The following is a 24,198-nucleotide window of genomic DNA, read 5'->3' as shown; positions in this document are numbered from 1 at the left end:
ACATGGCTGGCGGCGCTGCCGCCGGCGGAGCGGCGGCCTGGGGTCTCAAGTCCTTCGACCACCTGCTCTCGCCGGCTGAGCCGATCCCCCACAGCCGCCCGGGAGAAGTCACCGTCTACGCCACCACCTGCCGCGAGTGCCCCGCCGGGTGCGGAATGCACATCTGGCACCGCGAGGGGCGCATCAACAAGGCCGAAGGCAATCCCGATCACCCCGTCAACCGCGGCGGTCTCTGCGCGCGGGGGCAGTCGTCGCTCCAGGGGCACTACGACCCGGACCGCGTGCGGCAGGTTATTCAGCGCGGCGGCGCTGGTCAGCCGCAGTGGACCGACGCCCTGGCCGACATCGCCGCCCGACTCCGCGGCGGCGCCAAGGTGCTGCTCATCAGCGACCTGCAGACCGGAACGCTGTCCGCTACGATGAACTCCTTCGCCCGGGCCTTCGGCGGGCGGGCGATGTTCTACGAAGCCGTACACTATCACCCCCTGGCGGCGGCCTGCACGTCGCTGGGCCTGGGCGGTATCCCGCGATACCGCCTGGACCGGGCCGACTTCATCATCAGCTTCGCCGTGGACTTTCTGGAGACGTGGCTCTCGCCGGTGGAGTTCACGCATGACTTCGCCCAGATGCGGGCCCTTCGCGACGGTCGCATGGGCGGGTTTGTCTACGTCGGCCCTCGCCAGTCGATGACCGCCGCCAACGCCGACTCGCTGCTGCTGACGCCGCCGGGCGCCGAGGCCGGCGTGGCCTGGGCGATGTTGCACGAGCTGATCCGCACCGGCCGCGCCAAGGGGGACGTTGCGCAGCTTCGTGCGCTGGCGGAGCAGCGCCCCCGCCAGGCCGCCGGCGTCAGCGCCGATCAGATCGCCGTCCTGGCGCGGCGCTTCGCCGACGCCCAAGGCAGCCTCGCGCTGGGCGGAGCGGCCGCCAACGAAAGCCCCGCCGCCGGCGACGCCGCCCTGGCGGCGATGCTGCTTAACATAGCCGCGGGCCGGCTGGGGCAGACCGTCGACACGTCCCGCCGCCATGCCCTCAGCGATTGCGCCGCCCCCAGTGCGGTGCTGGCGGCATTGGAGGACCTCACGCCCAAGGACGTGCTGATCATTCACAGCACCAACCCCGCCTTCAGCCTCGTCGGCGCTCAGGCGGCGATCGCCCGTGCGGGCCTGGTGGTTTGCCTGGGAACGATGATGGACGAGACGGCCAGCCTGGCGCACTGGGTTCTGCCGATCGACTCGCCGCTGGAAACCTGGGGCGACTACGAGCCCTGGTCGGGCATCACCGGACTGCTCCAGCCGACGATGGGCCGCCTCTTCGACACGCGCGCCGCCGGCGAGGTGCTCAGGGAGATCGCCCAACAGGCGGGACGGGAACTTCAGGATGGCCCCGCGGCAACGCAGGCCTCCGCACCCGCCCCGGCAACGCAGAGCGCCGCCGACCACGCCGACCCGCTCGTGCGAGGATTCATCGTCAGGGACGGCGCCGGGGAAACGCCTGTCGATGTCTCGAAGGTTCGCCTGGCGCCCCAGGCCCCCGCCGCCTCGGCGCCGCAGGGGCAGGCGCTGTTGTGGCTGTACCCCTCGATCATGCTCTTCGACGGCCGCACCGCTAACCGCGGCTGGCTCCAGGAGTCGCCCGACCCCATCAGCTACGCGACGTGGAGCAGTTGGGTCGACATGCACCCGACGCTGGCGGGGCGTTTGGGGCTGGGCAATAACGACGTGGTCGAGCTTTCGACCCCCGCCGGCAAGGCCGCCGCGCCCGTGCGGCTGACGGAGGAGATCGATCCGCAGACGGTGGCCATTGCGTTTGGGCAAGGGCATACCGCCCTGGGCGTCAACGCCGCCGGTCTGGGCGCCAACGCCTTTGGGTTGCTGGCGGCGTCGCCGCAGGCGGGGCTTTTCGGCATCGCGGCGATCGCCGGCACGGGGCGCAGCGAAGAGCCCACGTACACCTCGCCCACGCAGGACCAGCACCATCGCGAGATCCTGCAGTGGGTCGAGCGTTCGACGGTGGCGGCCATGCGCCCGGGCCAGGGCGACGATCTGATCCTGCCCCTGCCGGAGGGGTACGACCCCAAGCGCGACATGTACCCGCCGCACGCGCACGTCAAGCACCGCTGGGCAATGGTGGCCGATCTGCATCGCTGCATCGGCTGCGGCGCCTGCGCGGTGGCGTGCTACGCCGAGAATAATATCCCCGTGATGGGCAAGGCCCGCGTCGCGCGCGGCCGCGAGATGGCCTGGCTCAAAGTGGTGCCCTACCGCCATGAGAGCGACCGCCGCCGACTGGGGTGGCTGCCCATGCTCTGCCAGCACTGCGACGCCGCCCCGTGCGAACCGGTCTGCCCGGTGTACGCGGCTGTACACAACGAGGAAGGGCTCAACGCCCAGGTCTACAATCGCTGTATCGGCACGCGGTACTGCTCGAACAACTGCCCGTACAAAGTGCGGCGGTTCGGGTGGTTTGACCCGAAGTGGCCTTACCCGCTGGACCTCCAGCTCAACCCCGACGTCACCGTGCGCTGCCGCGGCGTGATGGAAAAATGCACCTTCTGCATCCAGCGCATCAAGTCGGTCGAGCTGCGGGCGACGCGCGAGGGGCGGGCGGTGCGCGACGGGGAGATTCAGCCCGCCTGCGTGCAGTCGTGCCCGGCGGGGGTGTACACCTTCGGCGACCTGCTCGATCCGGACTCTCGGGTCTCGAACCTGACGCGGCGAGACCCGCGGCGCTACCACGTGCTGGAAGAGCTCAACACCAAGCCCGCCGTCACATACCTGCGGCGCGTCAGTCAGGAAGGGCCTGCTTGACATGGCGGACACTGAAGCGGCCAACCTGACCTATGCCCAGATCGACGACGATGTGCTGGGGGCGATGAAGAAACCGCCGGCGGCGTACTTCGCCTTCCTGGCGGTGCTGGCGACGGGTGTCGGCGTGTTCTTCATCACTTGGCAATACCAGATCCAGGTGGGCATGGGGGTGGCCGGCGTGAGCCATCCTGTCGGCTGGGGGGCGTACATCGGCAATTTCGTCTTCTGGGTGGGGATCGCCCACAGCGGGACGTTCATCTCGGCGATCCTGCACCTGCTGCGCAGCAAGTGGCGCGACGCGGTCAGTCGCGCCAGCGAGGCGATGACGATCTTCGCGGTCATGACGGCGGGGCTTTTCCCCCTGATCCACCTGGGGCGGTTCTGGACGTTCTATTACATCCTGCCCTATCCTTCGCAGAGGCAGATCTGGCCGGACTTCCTCAGTCCGCTGGTGCTGGACGTGCTGGCCATCACCACGTACCTGATCGTCAGCATGATCTTCTTCTACGTGGGGATGATCCCCGATCTGGCGTCGGCGCGCGATCGGATCGCCGCCACGTCCGGGGCCAACCACTGGCGGGCGCGTCTCTACCGGATCATGGCGCTGGGCTGGTGCGGGGCCGCCAGCCAGTGGAACCACTACGGCAGGGCGTATCTGTATTTCGCCGCCTTGGCCACGCCGCTGGTGATCTCGGTACACTCGGTGGTGTCGTGGGATTTCGCCGTGGGAATTCTGCCCGGCTGGCACGAGACGATCTTCCCGCCGTACTTCGTCGCCGGGGCCATCCATTCGGGCCTGGCGATGGTCCTGACGCTGATGATCCCGCTGCGGCGGCTGCTCAGGCTGGGGCGCCTCGTGAAGGTCGAGCACTTTGAGTCCGTAGCCAAAACCATGATCGTTACGACGCTGATCGTCGGCTACGCGTACGTCATCGAGCCGTTCATCGCCTGGTACGGCGGCAACGTGTTCGAGAAGCAGTGGTTCTGGTGGGTGTCCACGGGGGAGCGGGCGCCGCTGTATTACCTGATGATCGCCCTGAACGTGCTGGCGCCGCTGACGCTGGTGTTTCGCGCCGCGCGGCGGAACGTCCTGTGGCTGTTCATCCTCTCGCTGCTGGTCAACGCCGGCATGTGGATCGAGCGCTACCAGATCATCTCCGCCGCCACGGCGCACGACTTTCTGCCGCACAACTGGGGCTGGTACTCGATGACCTGGGTCGAGATCGCCATCACCGCCGGCGCCTTCACGCTGTTCCTGCTGTTCTTCACGGCCTTCGCCAAGCTGCTTCCGGTGCTGCCGATGACTGAACTCAAGGAGAGCGTCGGCCATCACAAGGACCGTGCTCTCGGTCAACCGCTGCCGCGCGACCCGGGCGGCAGAATCGCCGCCTCGGCCTGCGGCGTGATGGCGGTCTTCAGCCGCCCCGACGCGCTGCTCGAGGCCCTCAAGCACGTGCGGCGAAACTCCACCCTCAAAGAGCTGGAGGTCTTTTCGCCGCTCAAGCTGGGCGAACTCTCGCACGCGCTGGGCCTGCCGCACGGGCCGGTGCGCTTCTGGACGCTCGCCGGAGCGCTGCTGGGCCTGGGCGGCGGGTTCGCCCTGGCGATGGGTTCGGCGGCCGTCAATAACCTCATCGCCGGCGGCAAACCGCCGGTGATGTCGATCGTGCCGTATTGCGTCGTGGCCTTCGAGGGCATGATTCTCTTGGGGGCGATCTTCAATCTCCTGGGCATGCTCTTTCACGCGCGGCTCAAGCCCGGCGGCCGCCTGCCGCAGGTCTACGACGCCCGGTTCAGCCGCGACAGGTTCGGCCTGTTCATCGCCTGCGAGCTGGAGCGCATCAACCAGGCGCGGTCGGATCTGGCCGCCACGGCGCCGGAGGAACTCCATGTCATCCGATGACGCCCATCCTTCGCCGCCGCGGCCGGTCCAGCGCCACCTGCTGCGCCAAGCTATCTGGCTGGCGGTGCTGATCGCTGGCGTTATCGTGTGGCTGATCAGTTTCGGCGGCGGCGGCGGCGCGGCGCGGGCGTGGCGCGGGCTGCTGATCAGCTTCATATTTTTCACGCCGCTGTCGGCGGGTCTGGTGGTCTGGTCGGCGGCGGTGCTGCTGTCCAACGGGCGGTGGATCGGGCGGCTGGAACGGGCGGCGTTGTCGGGGTTTTCCTTTGCGGTTCCCTCTCTGGTGGTGCTGGCGCTGCTGTGGATGGGCAGCGGCACGTGGCTGCCCTGGTCGGGCAAGGAGCTTTCGCAGGGCGTCTGGCTCAACCGCCATTTCGTTTTCGCCCGCGACCTGGGGGCGCTGATTGTGCTGTGGGCGCTGGCGGCATGGTACGTGCGGCGCCGCACAAGCGGCGACGGGCGCGTCGCCGGCGGATGGCTCATCGTGACGTATTGCCTGGTCATGTCGCTGCTGGGGTTCGACCTGGTGATGGCGCTGGACCCCAAGTGGTACAGCACGCTCTGGGGCGGGTACTTCTTCATCTCGGGCCTGTACGCCGCGGTGACGGTCTGGACGCTGCTGGCGATCTGGTCGCCCGGCGGCACGCGCGACCGCATGCACGACCTGGCCAAGCTGATCGTGGCGTTTTCGATTTTGACGGCCTACCTGGCATACGCGCATGTGCTGGTGCAGTGGTACGGCAACATTCCGCACGAGACGCGGTTCCTCGTGCCGCGGATGAACTTCGAGCCCTGGCGGTCGGTCAGCGTGGCGATCGTGGCGGCGGCGTACCTGGGACCGCTGGTGCTGCTGCTGACGATCCGGGCCAAGCGCACGCGGTGGTTTCTGGCGGCCGTGGCGCTGCTGGTGCTGTCGGCGATGTGGCTTGAACGATGCTGGCTGGTGACGCCCACGGTCCAGTGGACCGCTCCGCCGGCGATGCAGCCGGACCAACTGCGCCTGGCGATCGGGCTGGCTGAACTGGGTCCGCTGGCGGCCCTGGGGGGGGTGTTGGCGCTGGGGATCGAGGTTTTCACCGCCCTGGTGCCGCCGCGCATCGGACAGGGGGCCCAAGACCTGTGAACGCGTATCCCGAGGACATCCCGGCCCGTCCGCAAGAGAAGCACTCCGGCCGCCCGGGGGCGCTGATCAGCCTGGCGCTGGCGACGGCGGCCATCGCGGCGATGATGTTCATCGGGGTCTATTTTGCCCTGACGGCCCAGGCGCCCGGTCCGGAGCAGCCGGTGTCGTTCAGCCATCACGTCCACGCCGCGGTCAAGGGGATCAGTTGCTATGTCTGCCACGAGGGCGCCCAGGACACGGCGCGGGCGGGCATGCCCCCGCTGCAGACGTGCATGCTCTGCCACGAGCACATCATCATTACGCACCCGCAGGTTCTCCGCGTGCGCCAGGCGCATGCGGCCAGCCGGCCCATCGCCTGGGAGCGGGTGACCAATCTGCCCGAGTACGTGCAGTTCAACCACCAGGCGCACCTGAGGCGCGGGGTCGACTGCAGCCGCTGCCATGGAGACGTCAAGAGCATGGACCGCGTGTTCATGCCCTGGGACCTGAAGATGGGTTTTTGCGTCCAGTGCCACCGCGACAACAACGCCACGATCGATTGCATGGTCTGCCACCACTGAGGAGCACATGATCGCGTTTATCCGAAAACCTTCCAGCGCCGCGTTGGTCTTCCTGGTCGCCGGGGCCGGTTGGTTCGTCCTGGGCACGCTGTACGGCATGACCTCTGCGATCCATCTGGTCTGGCCCGAGGCGTTCAACAACATCCCGGCGCTGGTATTCGGGCGCACCCGGCCCATCCACGTCAACGCGGTGTTGTTCGGGTTCGCCACCACCACGCTGATCGGGGCGGGCCTGTATTACGTGCCGGCCGTCCTGCGCACGCGGTTGTGGTCCGAACCGCTGGGGCACCTCAGCGCGGTGCTGTGGAACGTGGCGCTGCTGAGCGGGCCGGTCTTCTTTTCCGTCGGCGTCAGCCAGGGGCGCGAGTACTGCGAGTTCCCCTGGTGGGCCGACGTGGCGCTGACGGCGTCGGTGGCGGTGATGGCCGTCAACCTGGTGATGACCATCGCCGTGCGGCGCGAGCGGCAGTTGTACATCTCGGTGTGGTATTTCATGGGCACGTTTTTGTGGACGGCGACGTTTTACCCCATCGGCAACGTCATGTGGCGCCCGTCCACCGGGGCCATGCCCGGGCTGATCGACTCGCTGTTCCTGTGGTTCTACGGGCACAACCTGCCCGGACTGCTGCTGACGCCGCTGTCGTCGGGGGCGGCGTTCTTCGTCATCCCGCGTGTGACGCGCACGCCGCTGTACTCGCATACGCTGTCGCTGATAGGGTTCTGGACGCTGGTGACGCTGTACTCCCACATCGGCGGGCACCACCTGCTCCAGGCCCCGATCCCCGCATGGCTCAAGGCCATCTCGGTGGTCGACTCGATGGCGATGCTGATCCCGGTCTTCACGGTGATCGCCAACCTGTGGTTGACGTCGCGCGGGCGGGGTGGGCGCCTGCTGGCCGACCCGGCGGGGCGTCTGGTCGCAGTCGGCATCATCTGGTATCTGCTGGTGACGGTGCAGGGGTCGATCCAGTCGCTGCCGATGATCCAGCGCGTGACGCACTTCAACAACTGGACGATCGGCCACTCGCACATCGCGGTGCTGGGCTTTTCGGGCTTCATCGCCCTGGGGGCGCTGTGGCACGTGTTGCCATACGTGACGCGGCGGCAGGTGTGGTCGCAGCGCCTGGTGAACCTGCAGTTCCTGCTGGTGACCTTCGGCCTGACGGGCTTCCTGATCGTGCTGACCATCGCCGGGCTGATCCAGGGGCAGGGATGGAACAACGGCGAGACGGTCTACCGCATGCTGCCGACGATCACCTCGTACATGGTGTTGCGGGCGGTGCTGGGCGTGCTGATCGTCACCGGGGCGATCGTCGGATTCGTCAACCTCATCCTGACCCTGACGCGCGGGCAACGCTTCACGCCCAGGCCCATCGAAGAACCCGACCTGGAGGAACTCGAATGAAGATGACCCCCGCGCTGCTGATCGTCGGCGGGCTGCTGGTCTTCTGGTCGGCCGTCTTCGTCATGGTTATCCTGCCCATCGCCACGATGCCCCAGACGCCCTCGGAGATCTGGCGCCCCTGGACGACGCAGGAACAGGAAGGCAACGACTTGTGGGTCAGCAACGGCTGTCACTACTGCCACAGCCTCTTCATCCGCGTCAACGACTGGGGCCTGGGCGCCGAACGCATTGCCCAGGCCGGCGACTACCACCAGCAGCGCGTGGCGATCCTGGGCACCGAACGCACCGGACCGGACCTCTCGCAGGCCGGCGGCGAGCACCCCGACGACTGGCACATCGCCCACTTCAACAACCCCCGCTGGACGCGCCCCCTGTCGCTGATGCCCTCGTGGGCGTTCCTGGGCGAAAGCGACCTGCGCAAGCTCACCGCGTTCATCCAGGCTCAGGGCCTCAAGGCCGCCGACGAGCGAATGCAGCGGCAACTGCGCTACGGCCCGGAGGCCCGGGCGGCGTATCGCCGCGGGTTCGACGCCAACGTCGAGTGGCTCCACGCGCAGGTTCCGCCGGTCTGGCGGGCCATGCCCAATCCCTACCCGCCCCTGGAGGCGGCGCTGCTGCGCGGGCACAAGATCTACCAGGACAACTGCCTGGGCTGCCACGGGGCCATCGGTGACGGGCAAGGTCCGGCCGTACCCTACCTCGACCCGCCGCCGCTGAACTTCACGATCCTCCGCAAGCACCTCGTCGAGGGGCGGTACATCGGAGGGCTGCTCTACTACCAGATCATGAACGGCGTCACCGGCACGTCCATGCCGTACTTCAAGCGCGACCTCGAGAGCGAGAAGATCTGGGACGTGTCCAACTATATCGCCGTCTACTTCATCGGATACACCGACGCCAACAAGGAACCGCGCGGGATCGATGCGGCTTTCGAGCCGCCGTGGCCTCACACCGACACGCCGCCGACGACCCAAAGGAGCCGCCCATGATCGCCGTGTCGCTGCTGTACATCTGGATCGTGATGGCCGCACTGGCGCTGATAGCAATCGCGGCGGCGCTGGTCTGGGCCATCCGTCACAAGCAGTTTTCGCGTCAGGACCGGGCGGCGCGCCTGCCCCTGCGCAGCGGAATTCCCGACGACGACGAACCCGCGCCCCGCCCCAAGGAAGACAAACCATGATTCCCCAGATGACCCGATACGCCCAGTGGCTGATCATCGCCGTGGCCGCCGGCCTGGGCCTGGTGGCGGTGACGTGCCTGACGTTCTACATGCTCAAGCACCCGCGCGTGAAGCGCCAGGGCCGGGTCGAGACGCAGGTCGGCTGGCGCAACGTGATCGGCTACATGCCCTGGGTGCTGATCCTGACGTATGTGGGCATGCTCGTCTACGGGCTGATCTACGCCGTGGTGCGGTTCATCGACCCGCCCAACTGGTGAGGGACCCATGCTCAACAAATACGAACAATATCATCATACCCGGCCGGTCTGGGGATGGCTGCTGGCGGCGGGGCTGACGCTGGGCGTGGTGACCTGGTGCATGATCTTCCACATGTTCATGCCCGACGTCCCCCGCCTGTGGGACTTCGGCGCCATGCCCGATGTGCCCGCTCAGTCGGTCTATTCTTCCAGCCGCCCCAGCAATGAGCAAAACCGTCACGCCCCGCGGCAGATCGAGACGCTGCCCGCGGCTCACGATATCGCTGACAAAGGAACGCCGCCATGAAATGGCTGATCCGAACTCTGGCTGGCGCCGTCCTGGCGGGCATGTTCACCTGGGGCGTTCTGGCATTTCTGCCAGGCCCACGGATGCGAACCCAGCCCGCCGTGCAGGCCTTCCAGGCGCAGATGCCGCCCATGCCCGCCGCCGCGCGACCCCAGCACGAGGCCTTCGCGCCGGCCCCGACCACGCAAGAGGCGGCCACCCAGCGCAACCCTCTGCCCGCGACGGGCGAGCAGCTCCGACGCGGAAGAACGTACTACGACTACTACTGCACGTTCTGCCACGGGAGCGACGGCGGCGGGTCCGGACCCGTCGGCGAAAGTTACGTGCCCACCCCGGCGGACCTTCGCCGCCCGTCCGTGCAGCAACTCGGCGATGGCGAACTCCTGCGCCGCATGCTTACAGGAACTGGTCACCAGCCCGTGCTCGAACGCGTCGTGCCGGCCGAGCACCGCTGGCCGCTGGTCCTGTACGTTCGCAGCTTCGCTACCGCCACGAGACCCGCGAGGGAACCGAATCCCGGGCGGTGACTATAATTTCACGCCCATGAAAGGAGCATCGCACATGACCGAGACTGCCGCAGCCCCGCGGACGCTGGACCTGGTCGTCGCCACCCGCGCGACGGTCGTCCATCAGCTCAAGCTGGCGCTGACGCCGCTGGCGGCTGAGGCCAACTGGCAGTGCCTCCTGCCGGGCAAGATGCTCCGCACGCGCCTGGTGGCGCGGCTGAGTGAAACGCTCGACACCGCTTCAGCGGCGCTTCAGCCGGCCTGCGCGGCGGTGGAACTCGTCCACACCGCCAGCCTCTGCCACGACGACGTGATCGACGCCGGCGTGATCCGCCGCTCCATGCCCACGCTGTGGCAGCAGAGCGGCTGCTCTGCCGCCGTGCTCATCGGCGACCTGCTGCTGTGCCGGGCGATCGCCCTGATCGCCGCCATCGACGGCGGGCGGCTGGTCGGACCCTTCATTGACGCGGTGGCCGAAACCTGCGCCGCCGAAGCCCGGCAGGAACTGCTCTGCCGCAATAGATCCGGCGACGTGCAGACGTGCCTGCACCTGGCCCGGGGCAAGAGCGGGGCGTTCTTCGCTTTTGCCGCCTCGCTCGCCGGCGGCGGCGACCCTGCGCTCTCGGCGGCGCTGACCGAAGTGGGCTACTGCCTGGGCACCGCCTATCAGCTCGGCGACGACCTGCTGGACATCACCGGCAGCGAGCGGCAATGCGGCAAGACCCTGGGCACCGACGCCGCACGCAAGAAACCCACCCTGGCCGCCATCGATCCCGGCCTGGCCCGGCGCTATCTCGACCAGACGCTGCGCGATGCATTTGCGGCTGTCGCTCCATGGCCGGCCGCTGCAGTGGCCCTGGCCGAGTTCCTGGAAAAAGACATCGCCCCGCTGATAAGCGGTCAGGGCGCGTCTCACGGCCGCCCCTCCGGGGCTCATTGAACCTTTGCATCATCCCCAGGGCTTGGGCTCGCTTCGCTCCCCCCGCGCCCTTGGCTAAGCACGAAGGCCCCTCCGGGGCCAAAACTCCTGAAGGATGAATAGTGCAAATTGTTCAGACACAGGGCTCACAGAGTCGGGAGAAGTTAAGGGCACCATCAACTTCTTTGACGTATCTTTGCCGCTTGGTGCCATCGCCGTCAATTGAAGTCGAACTGCAATCGCCGCCCATCGTAAGAAACCTATGCCCGGCCGCCGCTGCTGATGGGGATGCACAATGCCGCGTCAATATCCCAAGCAGGTGCATAGAATGCCTTCAGTTGCCGATAAGAAGGGAGGCAAGGCGGGTGGTTTGTGTGTACAATGACTATGTATAGGAGAATTCGGGGCCTCAACGGCGCCGGAAACATACGAAATGTTTGAACGGTTCACTGAACGCGCAAGAAAAGTGATGGCCTTGGCCAACCAGGAAGCCCAGCGCTTCAACCACGAGTACATCGGCACCGAGCACATCCTGCTGGGCTTGGTCAAGGAAGGCCAGGGCGTCGGGGCTAACGTGCTCAAGAACCTCGGCGTCGACTTGGCCAAGGTCCGCATGGAAGTCGAGAAGCTCGTCAAGACCGGGCCGGACATGGTCACCATGGGCAAGCTCCCCCAGACGCCCAAGGCCAAGAAGGTCATCGAGTACGCCATTGAAGAGGCCCACAACCTCAACCATAACTACGTCGGCACCGAGCACGTGCTGCTGGGCCTCCTGCGAGAGCAGGAAGGCGTGGCCGCCCAGGTGCTGCTGAACCTCGGGCTCAAGCTCGAGGAAGTGCGCGACGAAGTGCTGCACCTGCTGGGCGCGGGCATGGAGCCCGAAGAGGAAGCTCAGGCCCAGGCGCCCCAGGGCGCCGCCGGCGAGGGCGGAACACGCCCCCGCGGCGGAAAGAGCAAAACCCCCGCGCTGGACAGCTTCGGCCGCGACCTGACCGAACTGGCCGTCGAGGGCAAGCTCGACCCGGTCATTGGGCGCAGCGATGAGATCGAACGCGTCATCCAGGTGCTCTGCCGCCGCACCAAGAATAACCCCGTGCTGCTGGGCGAAGCGGGCGTGGGCAAAACCGCCATCGTCGAAGGACTCGCCCAGCGCATCGTCAGCCGCGACATCCCGGACATCCTGGCCGACCGACGCATCGTCGCCCTCGACCTGGCGATGATGGTCGCTGGCACCAAGTACCGCGGGCAGTTCGAGGAGCGCATCAAGGCTGTCATGAACGAGGTGCGCCGCGCGCACAACGTCATCCTGTTCATCGACGAGATGCACACGCTCGTCGGGGCCGGCGGCGCCGAAGGCGCCATCGACGCGGCCAACGTGCTCAAGCCCTCCCTGTCGCGCGGCGAGATCCAGTGCGTCGGGGCCACCACGATGGACGAGTACCGCAAGCATATCGAGAAGGACGGCGCTCTCGAGCGGCGGTTCCAGACCATCATCGTCAACCCGCCGAATAAGGACCAGACCCTCGAGATCCTCAAGGGCCTGCGCGACCGATACCAGAAGCACCACCGCGTCGAGTTCACCACCCGCGCGCTCGAGCAGGCCGTCGAACTGTCCGGCCGCTATATCACCGGACGCGTCCAGCCCGACAAGGCCATCGACGTCATCGACGAGGCCGGCGCCCGCGTGCGACTCAAGACCATGACCAAGCCGCCGGATCTCAAGGGTCTCGAAGAGCAGATCGGCAACCTGCAGCGCGCCAAAGACGAGGCCGTCAAGAGCGCCGACTATGAGCGGGCGGCTGAACTGCGCGACGAGGCCGAAAAGCTCCGCGAGACCGTCGAACGCACGCAGAGCGAATGGGAACACCGCGCCAGCCAGACGGCCGGCGTCGTCGACGAAGAAGTCGTCGCCGAGGTTGTCTCGAAAATGACCGGCGTGCCCCTGACGCGCCTGGAAAAAGAAGAGGCCCAGCGCCTGCTCGAACTGGAAAACGAACTGCACAAGCGCGTCGTCAGCCAGGACGAGGCCATCAAGATCGTTTCCAAGAGCATCCGCCGCGCCCGCTCGGGCATGAAAGACCCGCGCCGGCCGATGGGCAGCTTTATCTTCGCCGGACCCTCCGGCGTGGGCAAAACGCTGCTGTCCAAGGCGCTGGCCGAGTTCATGTTCGGCGACGACGAGGCGATTGTGCAGATCGACATGTCCGAGTACATGGAGAAGCACAATATCTCGCGCCTGATCGGCGCCCCGCCCGGATACGTCGGTTACGAAGAAGGCGGGCAGCTCACCGAGCGCATCCGCCGCCGCCCGTACTCGGTGGTGCTGCTCGATGAGATCGAGAAGGCCCACCCCGACGTGTTCAACATGCTCCTGCAGATCATGGAAGAAGGCCAGCTCACCGACTCGTTCGGGCGGCGGGTCGACTTCCGCAACACGGTGCTGATCCTGACGACCAACATCGGCGCCGAGATGATCAAGAACCGCGGCGGCTTCGGCTTTGCCAAGCGCGACGAGGAAACGACGTACGAGAAGATGAAGGACATGCTCCACAAGGAAGTGGAACGCCACTTCCGCCCGGAGTTCCTCAACCGCCTCGACGACATCATCGTCTTCAAGAGCCTCAGCCGCGTGGACCTCGAGACGATCGTCGAGTACGAATTGCGCAAGGTGCGCGACCGCCTGGGCGAGCGCGGGCTCGAACTCGAGCTGACCGAGCAGGCCAAGGAGTTCCTCATCGAGAAGGGCTACAACCCCGACTTCGGCGCCCGCCCGCTGCGGCGGAGCATCGAGCAGTTCGTCGAGGACCCCATCAGCGAGGACATCCTCCGAGGCGTTTACGGTGAGAAGACCAAGATCCTCGTCACGGTGGCCGAGGGCGAAAAGCCCGAAGACAAACACCTGTACTTCGAAGGCGCCGGCCAGCGCGAGCCACAGGAAAAGCCGGTCGAGCAGCCCGCCGCTAAGTAGATCGTCCTGATTGCACAAAAGGCACGGGCCCCAGAAGCCCGTGCCTTTTTTATGGAGTGCGGCAGCCTTAGCTGGCGCTATTTGAGTTGTTGGGTTTAGAGTAACTCTTAAAGCGGCAGCTAAGGCTGCCGCACTCCATATGGCCTCCTTGCGCGGGGCGCGGTATCATGGGGCCTTGGGAGACCGCTGCATTTTCTTCGGGCGGTCCATAAGATTCCGGGAACATTGTGGCAGATCACGCGTCGGACATATTGGCCGGAAAGATTTCCGCCGAACCTCTCGCCGCGGCGAGCGACGAGGCGATCTCTTTCGAGGATGCGGACCTGGTGGCCCGCAGCCGCAAGGGCGACATGGAAGCCTTCGGCTTGCTGGTGACGAAGTACCAGCACCGTGTTTTTAACGTGATCTTTCGCATGGTTGGCCGGAGGGCCGATGCCGAGGAACTGGCCCAGGATGTGTTCCTCAAGGCGATGGAACGGCTGAGCCAATTTCGAGGGCAAAGCAAATTTTATACCTGGCTGTTTCGTATCGCGGCGAACCTGGCGATCTCCCATCGACGCCGAGACGGGCGGGTGAAGTTTCAGTCGCTGACGCGGCGAGACGATGACGGAGAGGCCGCCCAGGCCGAGGAGCTGACGGCCGCCATCGCCGGGCGGCGCGTGCTGGACCCGCACGACGGGGCCGCCGGCGACGAGATCCACCGCATCGTGGCGGCGGCGGTGGACGAGTTGGAAGACGAGTACCGCGTGGTCGTGGTGCTGCGAGATGTTGAAGACCTGGATTACGCGCAGATAGCCGAGGTGCTGGAGCTGCCGGTGGGCACGATCAAGAGCCGCCTGCACCGGGCCCGCTGCCTGCTGCGGAACCGGTTGACCTGGCTGATAGAACCATCATGAACAAGCGTGATGAAATCTCGAACGAATTGTCGGCGTACCTCGACGGCGAACTGAGCCCCTCGCGGGTGCGGCAGATCGACGAAGTGCTGGCGTACGACAAGGACCTTGCCGGCGAGCTCGAACGCCTCAAGGCCACGCGAAACCTGCTGCGGCAACTGCCCCGCGAGCGGACGGCGGACGACTTCGTCCGCCACGTGCTGGCCCGCACTGAACGCACCCACCTGCTGCCGGCGCCGGCGGCACGAGCCTACCGCTCGATGCGCTGGATCTCCTATGCCGCCGCCGCGGTGGTGCTGCTGGCCGTCGGGGCGGCCGGGGTGATGATGGTCAATGCCGTCAAATATGCCACACCGCAAGGCCCGCACAAGCTGGGCGAACTGGCCCGCGCGCCGGAACAGGCGCCGGAGAAACCCGGCGCCCCCGCGGCCACGCCGGACACAGAGCATGCCCAAACCCCTGACGGCAAAGCCCGCCGCGAGACAGAACTGGCCGGCAAGGACGGAACCGTCGAAGCCCTCAAAGCGCCTCAGGCCGCCCCCGCGCTTCCCGCTCAGGGCGGGCAGGTGAAGAACGATCTGAACCGCGATGTGGCCCATGCACGCGCCTCGGGCGAAGACAGTTCGGGCCTCCGCAAGAAGAGCGTTTCAGACGGGTACGCCGCCGCCGAATCCGCGCGACCGGCGCCCAAGAGCGTGGAGAAGGCTTCCAAAGACATGCAGCCCATCGCCAAGGCTCCCGCGCCCGCGGACACCGCGGCCGGCGCGGCGCCCGCCGGACCGGCGCGGGCCCAGGCCAAGGGCGGTCCGCGGGAAACTCCGCCGCGGCGCGCGGGCGAGAAAGCTCAAGAGCAGCAGGTCGCCGTGCTGGAAAAAAAGTCCCAGCCCCGCAGCGGCGAGAACTGGCAGGACGAGCCCTCTGTCGCCCCGCCGCAGACCGTTGCCCAGCGACATGGCGATGATGAACGCACCGCCCCCGCGCCGGGCGCCCCCGCCGAGCAGGGCGACGCCCTGACGGCCAGCAACGTTGTCATCAATACCTCGAGCCTGGCCGTGGCCCAGCGCGACATCGAGAACGCCATGGTCCGCAACGGCGTGCGGCCGCTGGTGGTCAAGGAGCAGCGCAGCCTCGGCGCCGCCACCATCGGCAACTACTACCTCACCAACGTCAACAACGACAGCCAGGTGCAATATGAGGCCTTCGTCACCGCAGACCAGCTCGGGCGCCTGCGCGGCGAGTTGAGCGTCATCCGCGCCCAGCAGGACGTGGCGCAGGTGCCCGTTGAAGCCGCCCCCGCCGCGGCCCGGGCGGCCCAGGCGTCCCAGCTGCGGCAGGATTTCAACGACCGGAACTCTTACGACTACTGGAACAACGACGCCGCGCGCGCCGCCGCCAACCGCCTCAACTCGCTCAACAACAGCGCCCAGACGCAGGCGGCCCAGGCGAAAGCCCCGGCTGGCGAACCCATCGCCGACGCCCCGCCCATGCCCCTGACGCAGGTGGCTGAGGCACAGCCGCAAGAGGATTTGAAAAAGAAAGAGCCCTCCGCGACGCAACCGGCCCCGCGCGACGCCGTCACCAAACAGCTCGACAAGATCGCCGCCCAGGAAGCCCGCGTTCTCAACCCGCTCAATCAGGCTGTCTTCAACAACGAAAAGAGCGAGCAGACCAACCTGTTCCGCCTGGTCGTGACGCTCAACGGCAAAATGCCCGCCGGCCAGGCCCAGTTCGAAGACGCCCGCGCCGCCCGACGCCAGGCCCCCGCCACCGGCGCGGCCCAGGCCGAGATGTACAAGAGCCTCAACCCCGAGATGCCCAAGACCCCTCCGCAGACGAACAAGTAGGCGGGAATCAGCCCTTGATTCTTTGCGACAGCCGCTGTCGTATCAGGGGCGAGGATCGAGGGCCTGCTGTTCTCCCCCCGGCAAGGTCATTCGGATCGTGAAGATACCGTCGTCTTCGTTGATGATCGCTTTGACGGACCCGCCTTGGGCTTCGATGCTGCGCTGGACGAGCGAGAGACCCAGGCCCGCGTGTACGCCGGTCATCGCGCGCGACTGGTCGCCGCGCCAGAACGGGACGAAGACCTGCTCGGCGGCCTCGGCGGGCAGCGTGCATCCGGTATTCGAGACGCTGATATGCACGTGACCGTTTTCGGCCAGGGCGTCGGTCCAGACGCGCCCGCCGGGGCGGTTGTACGTGATGGCGTTGTTCAGCAGGTTGGTGAAGACCATGCCCATGCAGTCGGCGTCGGCGATGCATCGCAGTTCGCCCAAGCGGTTTTCAAAAACCGGCGGCGCCGCGTCGGCCGGGGCCGATAGCAGCTTCCAGCAGTTGTCAGCCACGCCGGCCAGATCCACCTCCTGCCGCTGGAGGGCGAGGCTGCCGCTGGAGAGCCTCGCGAGCATGAGAAGGCTTTCGACCATGGCCTGCATCTGGGCGGCGATGGTCATGCAGTCTTCCATCGCCTGGACGTAGTCCTTGCCCGTGCGGCTGCGCGAGAGGGTGACTTCGAGGGTCGCGAGCATTCCCGCCAGCGGCGTTCGCAATTCGTGGGCGACATCGGAGGTGAATCCGCGTTCGCGTTTGAAGGCATCCTCCAGGCGCGACAGCAGATCGTTGAGCTTGTGCGCCACGGGCGTCATTTCGGCGGGCATGCCCGCGGCGGAGATGCGATACGTCAGGTCGTCGCTGGTGACGGCGGAGATCTCGTGGGCGATCGTGTTCAGCGGCGCCAGCCCGCGCCGCACCACGATGAGCATCACCGCCATGGCGGCCGCCAGCGTGGCGCCCCCGCCGGCCGACAGCAGCACCGCCAGCAGCGCCAGTCGGGCCTGCATGGCGGCGGTGCCTTGGGCCAGCACCAGCGTGATCATGGGAAGCGGCTTCTTCTTGGGGGCCGGGCGGCGCTGCCCGCCCAGGCGCGACTCGTCGGCCAGGGCGACGGCGCGTCCGGGTCGACCGCTGGGCAGGACGATGTTCTCGAAGATCGCTTCGCCGCTGCCGGCGTGGATGATCGGCAGGTCGCCGCTGCCCAGCGACGGCGAGCGGATCAGGGACTTGCCGTCGGTCAGCCAGGCCTGAAAATAAGCGTCTTCCTGGCCGGGGGCGAACTGGGGCAGTTTCTTGAGGTCCAGCTCCAGTTCGGTCTTCTTGCCTTCGGTTTCGATCGCCGCCATCAGCGTGCGGGCGGTACTCAGCAGCGACTGGTCGAACTCGGCCAGCAGGGCGCGGCGGAACGACTCGTACACGCCCAGGCCAAACAGCGTCAGCAGGCAGGCGACGGCCAGCAGCACTCCCACCAGCAGACGGGTTCTGAGCGATCGGATCATTCCGGATCTTCCAGGATATAGCCGGCCCCGCGGACGGTGCGGATGAGCGAGGCGCCGCCGGGATCGTCGAGTTTGCGGCGCAGATATCCGACGTAGACGTCGACGACGTTGCTGGTGGCGTCGTCGTTGAACTCGTAGAGGTGCTCCCAGATCTCGCTGCGAGAGACGACCTGTCCGGTCCGCATGGCCAGGTATTCCAGCAGGGCGAACTCGCGGGCGGTCAGGGGCACGTCCTGCCCGCGGCAGCGAACGCTGCGGGCGGTGGTGTCGATCGCCAGCGGTCCGATCTCCAGCCGCGGGTTCTTCTCCTGGTACCCGCGGCGCACCAGCGACCGCAGGCGGGCCAGCAGCTCGTCGAAGGCGAAGGGTTTGACGAGATAATCGTCGGCCCCGAGGTCCAGCCCGCGCACTCTGTCGCCCAGGCCGTCCTTGGCCGTCAGGATCAGCACGTGGGTCTTCTTGCCCGCCGCCCGCAGGCGCGTCAGCAGGCTCAGCCCGTCCAGGCCCGGCAGCATCAGGTCCAGGATGATGACGTCGTAGTCGTTGCTCGTGGCTAGCCAGAGCCCTTCCTTACCGTCGCCGGAGACGTCCAGGGCATAGCCGGCTTCGCGCAGACCCCGGGCCAGCGATTTCTGCAGCGGGGCGTAGTCTTCGATCAGGAGCAACTTCATATCCGGCGATTATACCCGCCGCGCATGAGAGTAGCATGAGAGTCCCAGTGGCATGGGCGAGACGCTCGTGCCACAGGGCAGGGAGCACGAGGCGGCTGCGCGTAAAAACCGCCGGCCGGGACATGCTCTGTCCCAGCCGGCGATGATGGTTCAAGCACTACGAGCGCGCGTTATTCTCCAGCGGCCGCGGGAGCGGCTTCTTCGGTCTTCTTGCCGGCCTTGCCCTTTTTGCCAGCCTTGGCGGGCTTGTCATCCTTCTTGATCTCTTCCTTCTTGATCACGGTTCCGTCGGCAGAGAGCTCGATCTCAGTGACCTTGCCGGCGGCGCGAACCTTCACTTCATACTCGGTCTTGGGGGCATCGAGCTTGGTGACCTTGCCCTCTTTGATCTCGGCGTGAACTTCTTCCTTTTCGGCCTTGATGATCTTGCCGTCCTTGATTTCCTTGGCGACGGCGTCCTTGACGGCCTGGGGCAGGTCGGCTTCCTTGACGACGCTTTCGATCTCGATCAGCGTGCCGTCGGCGGCGACGGAGACTTCGCACTTGGCGCCGTCCTTGGTGATGACGGCTTCGTAGACGTCCACGCCGTCTTCAGTCTCTTTCTCGACCTTGCCGACTTTGCCGCCTTCGACGGCCTTGTCCATGGTCGCCTTGACGGCTTCGGGCACTTCGACCTTGGCCTTGCCCGCCTTGGCTTTGGGGGCGGCCATCGCGTCGACGCCGAGTCCGAGCACCACCACCGCACACAGGGCCGCCGCAAACTTCAGTACGCTGTTCATAGTTCCGATTCCTTTTCCGGCGCCCGCGTATTGCCCGCCGCCTGCATCGGCAGCGGGATCGGCGTCTCGGGGCACCGCATGAGACGCCTGAATGAGAAGGAGCATACATTTCGCCATGTGAGAGAACTGTGAGAGAGACGGTTTTTCTGTCGCCACACAGGTTGAGTCCTTATTCGCCGGCAGCGGCGGGCTGCTTCCGGGCGGCCTTGCTCTTCTTGGCGGCGTTGGCGGGCTTCTGGGTCTGCTTGGACTGTTCCTTTTTGATCAGCGTGCCGTCCGGAGCGATTTCAAGAGCGATCGCCGCGCCGGCTGTAGGCCTGACTTCTGCCTCGTACCGGGTCTTTGGCTTGTCGAGCACGGTCACCTTTGCGTCTTTGATTTCGGCTGAGATTTCTGCCTTGGCGGTCTCGAGCAAGACCGCGTCCTTGGCCTGGGCGGCCAGAGTATCCTTGACCGGCTGGGGCAGGTCGGCTTCCTTGACAGGGGTCACAACGGCAATGAGTGTGCCGTCGGCGGCGACAGCTACGCGGCATTCGGCGGGGCTCTTGGTAAGCAGGGCGTGATAGACTTCAACGCCGTCACGGGTTTGCAGAGTGATACGGGTGATAGCGCTACCGGGGATGACGTTGTTCATCGAGGCCCTGACGGCGTCGGGCAACTCGATGCGCGGCGACTTGCCCTTCTTGCCTTTGGGGGCGGCCATCGCACCTGCGCCCAACGCCAAAACCGCCACCGCGCAGAATACAGCCGCTATCTTCACCATGCCGTTCATGTCCATGCTCCTGGTTATGTCGGCGAACATTCCAGCGCAGGAACGATAGCCTCTTCCCCATGAGAGGATTATGAGAACGGCGAATTTTGCTATCAAGCCCCGTCTTTTCGAATGAGCGTGCCGTCGGCGTCGATCAGCAGCACGGTGACGCCCAGGTCGCTCTGGACCATCGCCTCGTACTGCAATCGCGGCGCGTCGAGTTTCACGGTCCGCCCGTTAAGGGCCTCATGTGTCGTGCGGTACTTCAGCGCGTCCAGAACGGCGCCGGCAGGAACCTCCTTCTGGATGCAACGCTTGACCGCCTCGGGCATGGCGTCGGGCGAGATGCGCCGAGCCTCGGCCAGCATCGTCCCGTCCTCGCCGGCGACGGCCTTTATCTTCTCCCCTTCTTGGGTTGCGAAAATGATCGTGTAGACCTCAACGCCGTTACGCAGTTCCCTCTTGACGTCCACGATGACGTTGCCGGGATACGCCTTGTCGATAGCCGCCCTGACGGGCGCGGGCAACTCCTGCCGGGGCGACTGGTCGGCCTGGGCAAGTGCCCATCCTGCGCAGAAAAGGACCGTGATAACCGCAGCGCCCAAGGTCATCTTGGTATTCATGTAACTGCCCCCTTCCCTCTCAAATCATGGTAGGCGCGGGAACTGGCGGATGGGACAGGCGTATCGGCCGCTTGCGCCCCGCCAAGGGGGCCATGTTGTGTGGCATGGCCGTCTCGGCCATGCAGGAGATCGGGGAACTGGGCGCGGGACAGGTGCCACGCACAACTCCGTTGTGCGTGTCCCTGACCGTAAAGTCGGGGAGCATGGGCGAGACGCCCATGCCACACGGCAAGAGCATGGGCGGGACGCCCATGCCACACAGCGGGAGCATGGGCGGGACGCCCGTGCCACACAGCAAGAGCATGGGCGGGATGCCCATGCCACTCACGGGCGGGACGCCCGTGCTACTCTTGGACTTCCGTAGCGGGTTCTTCCGCGGCGCCTGCGGTCTGGGGCTTGAACGTGGGTGAGAGGGGCTGGCCGGCCATATCGGTGATGATCTTCTGCGGGTGGGCTTTTTCGTGCTCGACCAAGGCGGCTTCGAGGCGCTTGGCCAGGGCGGGGTCGAGGTCGGCCCAGGGGAACCGCCCGCGGCACTTGGGAAATGCCGAGCACGCCAGCCAAGGTCCGCGTTTTCCGCGGCGAAGGTTCAGCGGCGCCGAACACTTGGGGCATTTGACCTCTTCAACCACCAGCGCCGGCGGCGAAGGCTGCTTGACCAGCCCCTTGCGGTCGAGGTTCACGATGCCCTTGCAGTCGGGATAGCCCGAGCAGCTCAGGAAAGGACCGAACCGCCCCTTGCGGAACTGCATCTCCTTGCCGCACTGCGGGCAGGCCACGTCGACCATCTTCGGCCGGGCGATCTGCCCGTTCTCGTCGACGGGGTGCGTGGCTTTGCACTCGGGGTAGCCCGTGCATGCCAGGTACCGCCCGGTCTTGCTGAAGCGGTAGACCATGCCCTTGCCGCACTGATCGCAGGTGTAGTCGCTGGGCTGCGATTCGGCCTTGGCATGGACCATGCCGTCGAAGGCCTTCTTCAGCTCGCGCTGGAAGGGCTTGTAGAAATCGCGCAGGACGCGCACCCAGTCGACCTGGGCCTCTTCGACTTTGTCCAGGCGGTCTTCCATCGCCGCGGTGAATCGCACGTCGAAGATATCGGTGAAGGCCTGCACGAGCTTGTCGGTCACGACCACGCCCAGGTGCGTCGGGTAGAAGCTCCGGTCGCGCAGCTCGACGTACTGGCGGTCCTGGATGGTCCCGATGATCGCCGCGTACGTGCTGGGGCGGCCGATGCCGTCGGCTTCGAGGGCCTTGACCAGCGAGGCTTCGGTGTACCGCGGCGGACCCTGCGTGAAGTGCTGCGTCGGCAGCAGCTCGACCGGCCAGGCGCGGTTGCCCGTCTGCAGCGGGGGCAGGATCTGGTCTCCGCTCTTGGGCAGGCCGGCCACGCGCAGATATCCGTCGAAGCCCAGCCGCCGCCCCATCGCTTTGAAGACCGCCTCGCCGGCGGGCGTGGCGGCCGAGATGGCCGCCTCGGTCACCAGCCACTCCGCGGCCGACATTTGGCAGGCGACGAATCGCCGCCAGATGAGTTGATACAGGCGGTACTGCTCGGGCGTGAGACAGCCCTGCAGGTCTTCGGGGCGGCGGTTGGCGTCGGTGGGGCGGATGGCCTCGTGGGCCTCCTGCGTGCGCTTGGTCGAGCCGTAGAAGTTGGGCTTGTCGGGCAGATACCTGGGGCCGAACTTCTCGCCGACGAACTTTCGCACGTTGTCCAGCGCCTCGGCAGAGAGACTGGTGCTGTCGGTGCGCATGTAGGTGATGAGTCCGACCGAGCCCTCGCCGGGGACCTCGACGCCCTCATACAGGCCCTGGGCGATTCGCATGGTGCGGGCGGCGCCGAAGCGAAGCTGCACGCTGGCGGCCTGCTGCAGCGAGGCGGTGGTGAAGGGCCCCGGCGGTCGCGAGCGCGTCTGTCGCTGCTGGATCTCGCCGACGGTGAAGACCGGACCCTTGGCGTCGGGGGCGCCGACAACCTCCACGCGGCTGCTCGCGGGGCCTTTGCCCTGCGGGTCGGTGCTGCGGAGGATGTCTCTGACCGCCAGGCCCATCGCCCGGGCCGCTTCCAGAGCCTGCTGCTCGTTGTCGGCCGAGAATTTCTTGCCCTTCCAGGTCGCCAGTTCGGCGCGGAAGCCGCCGCGTTTGGTCAGGAACTCCTGCTGGGCGTCGCGCGTGGGGGCGTTGCCCTTTTCATCGCGCTGGGCCATGAACGCCTGCCAGTCGCGCGTCAGGGCGGCGGCCTTGGCGCCGTCGAGGCAGAAGATCGCCCCGACGCGCCAGTACTCCTCGGGCGTGAAGGCCTCGATCTGGCGCTCGCGCTCGACGATCAGCCGCACGGCCACCGTCTGCACGCGCCCGGCGGAAAGACCGGGCGAAACTTTCTTCCACAGCAGCGGCGAGACTTCGTAGCCCACCAGGCGGTCGAGGATGCGCCGGGCCTGCTGGGCGTTGACCTTGTTGATGTTGACCTCGCGCGGGTGCTCAAAGGCCGCACGAATCGCCGAGGCGGTGATCTCGTTGAATACCACGCGGCGCACCCGCTCGGGGGGCAGGTGGAACAGTTCCGACAGGTGCCAGGCGATCGCCTCGCCCTCGCGGTCTAAGTCCGTCGCCAGGTAAACCGTCGGGGCGGCCTTGACGAACTTGCGCAGTTCGGTGATGGCACGTTCCTTGCCGGCTACCGGTTCGTACGCGGGCGCGAAATCGTGGTCGACGTCGACGCCGATGTTCTTCTTGGGCAGGTCTCGGACATGGCCCATCGAGGCCTTGACCACGTACCCCGGGCCCAGATATTTGCTGATGGACTTGATCTTGGCGGGGGACTCGACGACCACCAGGTTCTTGCCCACGCCCGCGCTGCCGCCACCGGTGGACCGCGGGGCGGCCTTGCGTGGGGTTCGTTTAGTTGTCTTTTTTTGTGTCGCCATGAATACCTGAAGCACCGCTGTCATCGGCACGCCGGCCGGAGAACCTGAACCTTTATACCCTCCCGCCCCGATGCACTGTCAAGCCTCACTTGTTCCCATCATCATATACAGCCTCCCTACGGCGGCGCCGGCCTCGGTGTTCGGGGGATGTGAAATTAGCCGCTGAGGTCGCTGAGGACGCTGAGAAAATTTGAGTAAAAATCAACGGAGGCAATGTTAGCGGTCGAGCTTGCTCGACGCGGTTGTTTCCCTGATCGAACAGGCGTATCATCGTCGCCGTCGTGATATAATCCGCCCCAGACGAA

General features: G+C 66.4%; 20 protein-coding genes. 14 read left to right on the top strand and 6 right to left on the bottom strand.

Features of this window, described 5'->3' with window-relative positions:
* The first annotated feature begins 2 nt into the window (after nt 1-2).
* The 14 genes from ABFD92_00525 (at nt 3) to ABFD92_00460 (ending at nt 16,654) form a co-directional block, all read left to right on the top strand.
* On the top strand, nt 3-2,810 hold the full coding sequence (locus ABFD92_00525; protein MEN6502996.1) for a 4Fe-4S dicluster domain-containing protein: 2,808 nt from the start codon (nt 3-5) through the stop codon (nt 2,808-2,810).
* 1 nt (nt 2,811) lies between these two features.
* On the top strand, nt 2,812-4,713 hold the full coding sequence (locus ABFD92_00520) for a quinol:electron acceptor oxidoreductase subunit ActD (GenBank protein MEN6502995.1): 1,902 nt from the start codon (nt 2,812-2,814) through the stop codon (nt 4,711-4,713).
* A complete protein-coding gene (locus ABFD92_00515; protein MEN6502994.1) occupies nt 4,700-5,836 on the top strand; it encodes a hypothetical protein in 1,137 nt (378 codons plus the stop codon). The genes ABFD92_00520 and ABFD92_00515 overlap by 14 nt, the downstream gene beginning before the upstream one ends.
* A complete protein-coding gene (locus tag ABFD92_00510) occupies nt 5,833-6,396 on the top strand; it encodes a cytochrome c3 family protein (GenBank protein MEN6502993.1) in 564 nt (187 codons plus the stop codon). The genes ABFD92_00515 and ABFD92_00510 overlap by 4 nt, the downstream gene beginning before the upstream one ends.
* 7 nt (nt 6,397-6,403) lie before the next feature.
* Complete coding sequence (locus tag ABFD92_00505; GenBank protein ID MEN6502992.1) at nt 6,404-7,801, top strand: cbb3-type cytochrome c oxidase subunit I; 1,398 nt, start codon at nt 6,404-6,406, stop codon at nt 7,799-7,801.
* A complete protein-coding gene (locus ABFD92_00500; protein MEN6502991.1) occupies nt 7,798-8,790 on the top strand; it encodes a cbb3-type cytochrome c oxidase subunit II in 993 nt (330 codons plus the stop codon). Before ABFD92_00505 ends, ABFD92_00500 begins: the two co-directional genes overlap by 4 nt.
* The gene (gene ccoS / locus ABFD92_00495) at nt 8,787-8,981 is read left to right on the top strand and encodes a cbb3-type cytochrome oxidase assembly protein CcoS (protein MEN6502990.1); all 195 of its coding nucleotides are present in this window, start codon (nt 8,787-8,789) and stop codon (nt 8,979-8,981) included. Before ABFD92_00500 ends, ccoS begins: the two co-directional genes overlap by 4 nt.
* Entirely contained in the window at nt 8,978-9,238 is a 261-nt protein-coding gene (locus ABFD92_00490) for a hypothetical protein (GenBank protein ID MEN6502989.1), read from the top strand. The genes ccoS and ABFD92_00490 overlap by 4 nt, the downstream gene beginning before the upstream one ends.
* 7 nt (nt 9,239-9,245) lie before the next feature.
* The gene (locus ABFD92_00485; GenBank protein MEN6502988.1) at nt 9,246-9,524 is read left to right on the top strand and encodes a hypothetical protein; all 279 of its coding nucleotides are present in this window, start codon (nt 9,246-9,248) and stop codon (nt 9,522-9,524) included.
* Nucleotides 9,521-10,051 carry a cytochrome C gene (locus ABFD92_00480; GenBank protein MEN6502987.1) on the top strand — a complete coding sequence of 177 codons (531 nt, stop codon included), beginning with the start codon at nt 9,521-9,523 and terminating at the stop codon, nt 10,049-10,051. Before ABFD92_00485 ends, ABFD92_00480 begins: the two co-directional genes overlap by 4 nt.
* Before the next feature lie 34 nt (nt 10,052-10,085).
* Nucleotides 10,086-10,970 carry a polyprenyl synthetase family protein gene (locus ABFD92_00475; protein ID MEN6502986.1) on the top strand — a complete coding sequence of 295 codons (885 nt, stop codon included), beginning with the start codon at nt 10,086-10,088 and terminating at the stop codon, nt 10,968-10,970.
* A 412-nt stretch (nt 10,971-11,382) separates the two neighbouring features.
* Complete coding sequence (locus tag ABFD92_00470) at nt 11,383-13,917, top strand: ATP-dependent Clp protease ATP-binding subunit (GenBank protein MEN6502985.1); 2,535 nt, start codon at nt 11,383-11,385, stop codon at nt 13,915-13,917.
* A 227-nt stretch (nt 13,918-14,144) separates the two neighbouring features.
* Nucleotides 14,145-14,813, top strand: a complete 669-nt coding sequence (locus ABFD92_00465; protein MEN6502984.1) for a sigma-70 family RNA polymerase sigma factor — start codon at nt 14,145-14,147, stop codon at nt 14,811-14,813.
* Nucleotides 14,810-16,654 carry a hypothetical protein gene (locus tag ABFD92_00460; GenBank protein MEN6502983.1) on the top strand — a complete coding sequence of 615 codons (1,845 nt, stop codon included), beginning with the start codon at nt 14,810-14,812 and terminating at the stop codon, nt 16,652-16,654. Before ABFD92_00465 ends, ABFD92_00460 begins: the two co-directional genes overlap by 4 nt.
* A gap of 42 nt (nt 16,655-16,696) precedes the next feature.
* Here the strand turns inward: ABFD92_00460 and ABFD92_00455 are convergent, their stop codons facing one another.
* The 6 genes from ABFD92_00455 to topA all read right to left on the bottom strand — a co-directional run bounded on the left by ABFD92_00455 (nt 16,697) and on the right by topA (nt 23,893).
* A complete protein-coding gene (locus tag ABFD92_00455) occupies nt 16,697-18,142 on the bottom strand; it encodes an ATP-binding protein (protein ID MEN6502982.1) in 1,446 nt (481 codons plus the stop codon).
* On the bottom strand, nt 18,139-18,813 hold the full coding sequence (locus ABFD92_00450) for a response regulator transcription factor (protein ID MEN6502981.1): 675 nt from the start codon (nt 18,811-18,813) through the stop codon (nt 18,139-18,141). Before ABFD92_00450 ends, ABFD92_00455 begins: the two co-directional genes overlap by 4 nt.
* Nucleotides 18,814-18,983: 170 nt before the next feature.
* Nucleotides 18,984-19,592, bottom strand: coding sequence for a PepSY-like domain-containing protein (locus tag ABFD92_00445; GenBank protein ID MEN6502980.1), 609 nt, complete (start codon nt 19,590-19,592; stop codon nt 18,984-18,986).
* A gap of 169 nt (nt 19,593-19,761) precedes the next feature.
* The gene (locus ABFD92_00440; GenBank protein MEN6502979.1) at nt 19,762-20,364 is read right to left on the bottom strand and encodes a hypothetical protein; all 603 of its coding nucleotides are present in this window, start codon (nt 20,362-20,364) and stop codon (nt 19,762-19,764) included.
* A 92-nt stretch (nt 20,365-20,456) separates the two neighbouring features.
* Complete coding sequence (locus ABFD92_00435) at nt 20,457-20,966, bottom strand: hypothetical protein (protein MEN6502978.1); 510 nt, start codon at nt 20,964-20,966, stop codon at nt 20,457-20,459.
* Between the two features lie 344 nt (nt 20,967-21,310).
* Entirely contained in the window at nt 21,311-23,893 is a 2,583-nt protein-coding gene (topA, locus tag ABFD92_00430; GenBank protein ID MEN6502977.1) for a type I DNA topoisomerase, read from the bottom strand.
* Nucleotides 23,894-24,198: the final 305 nt, after the last annotated feature.

It is taken from the genome of Planctomycetaceae bacterium, from assembly GCA_039680605.1.
Lineage (GTDB): Bacteria > Planctomycetota > Phycisphaerae > SM23-33 > SM23-33 > JAJFUU01.
The sequence above is the reverse complement of the archived record's forward strand: the minus strand, read 5'-3'. Positions and strand labels throughout refer to the sequence as shown.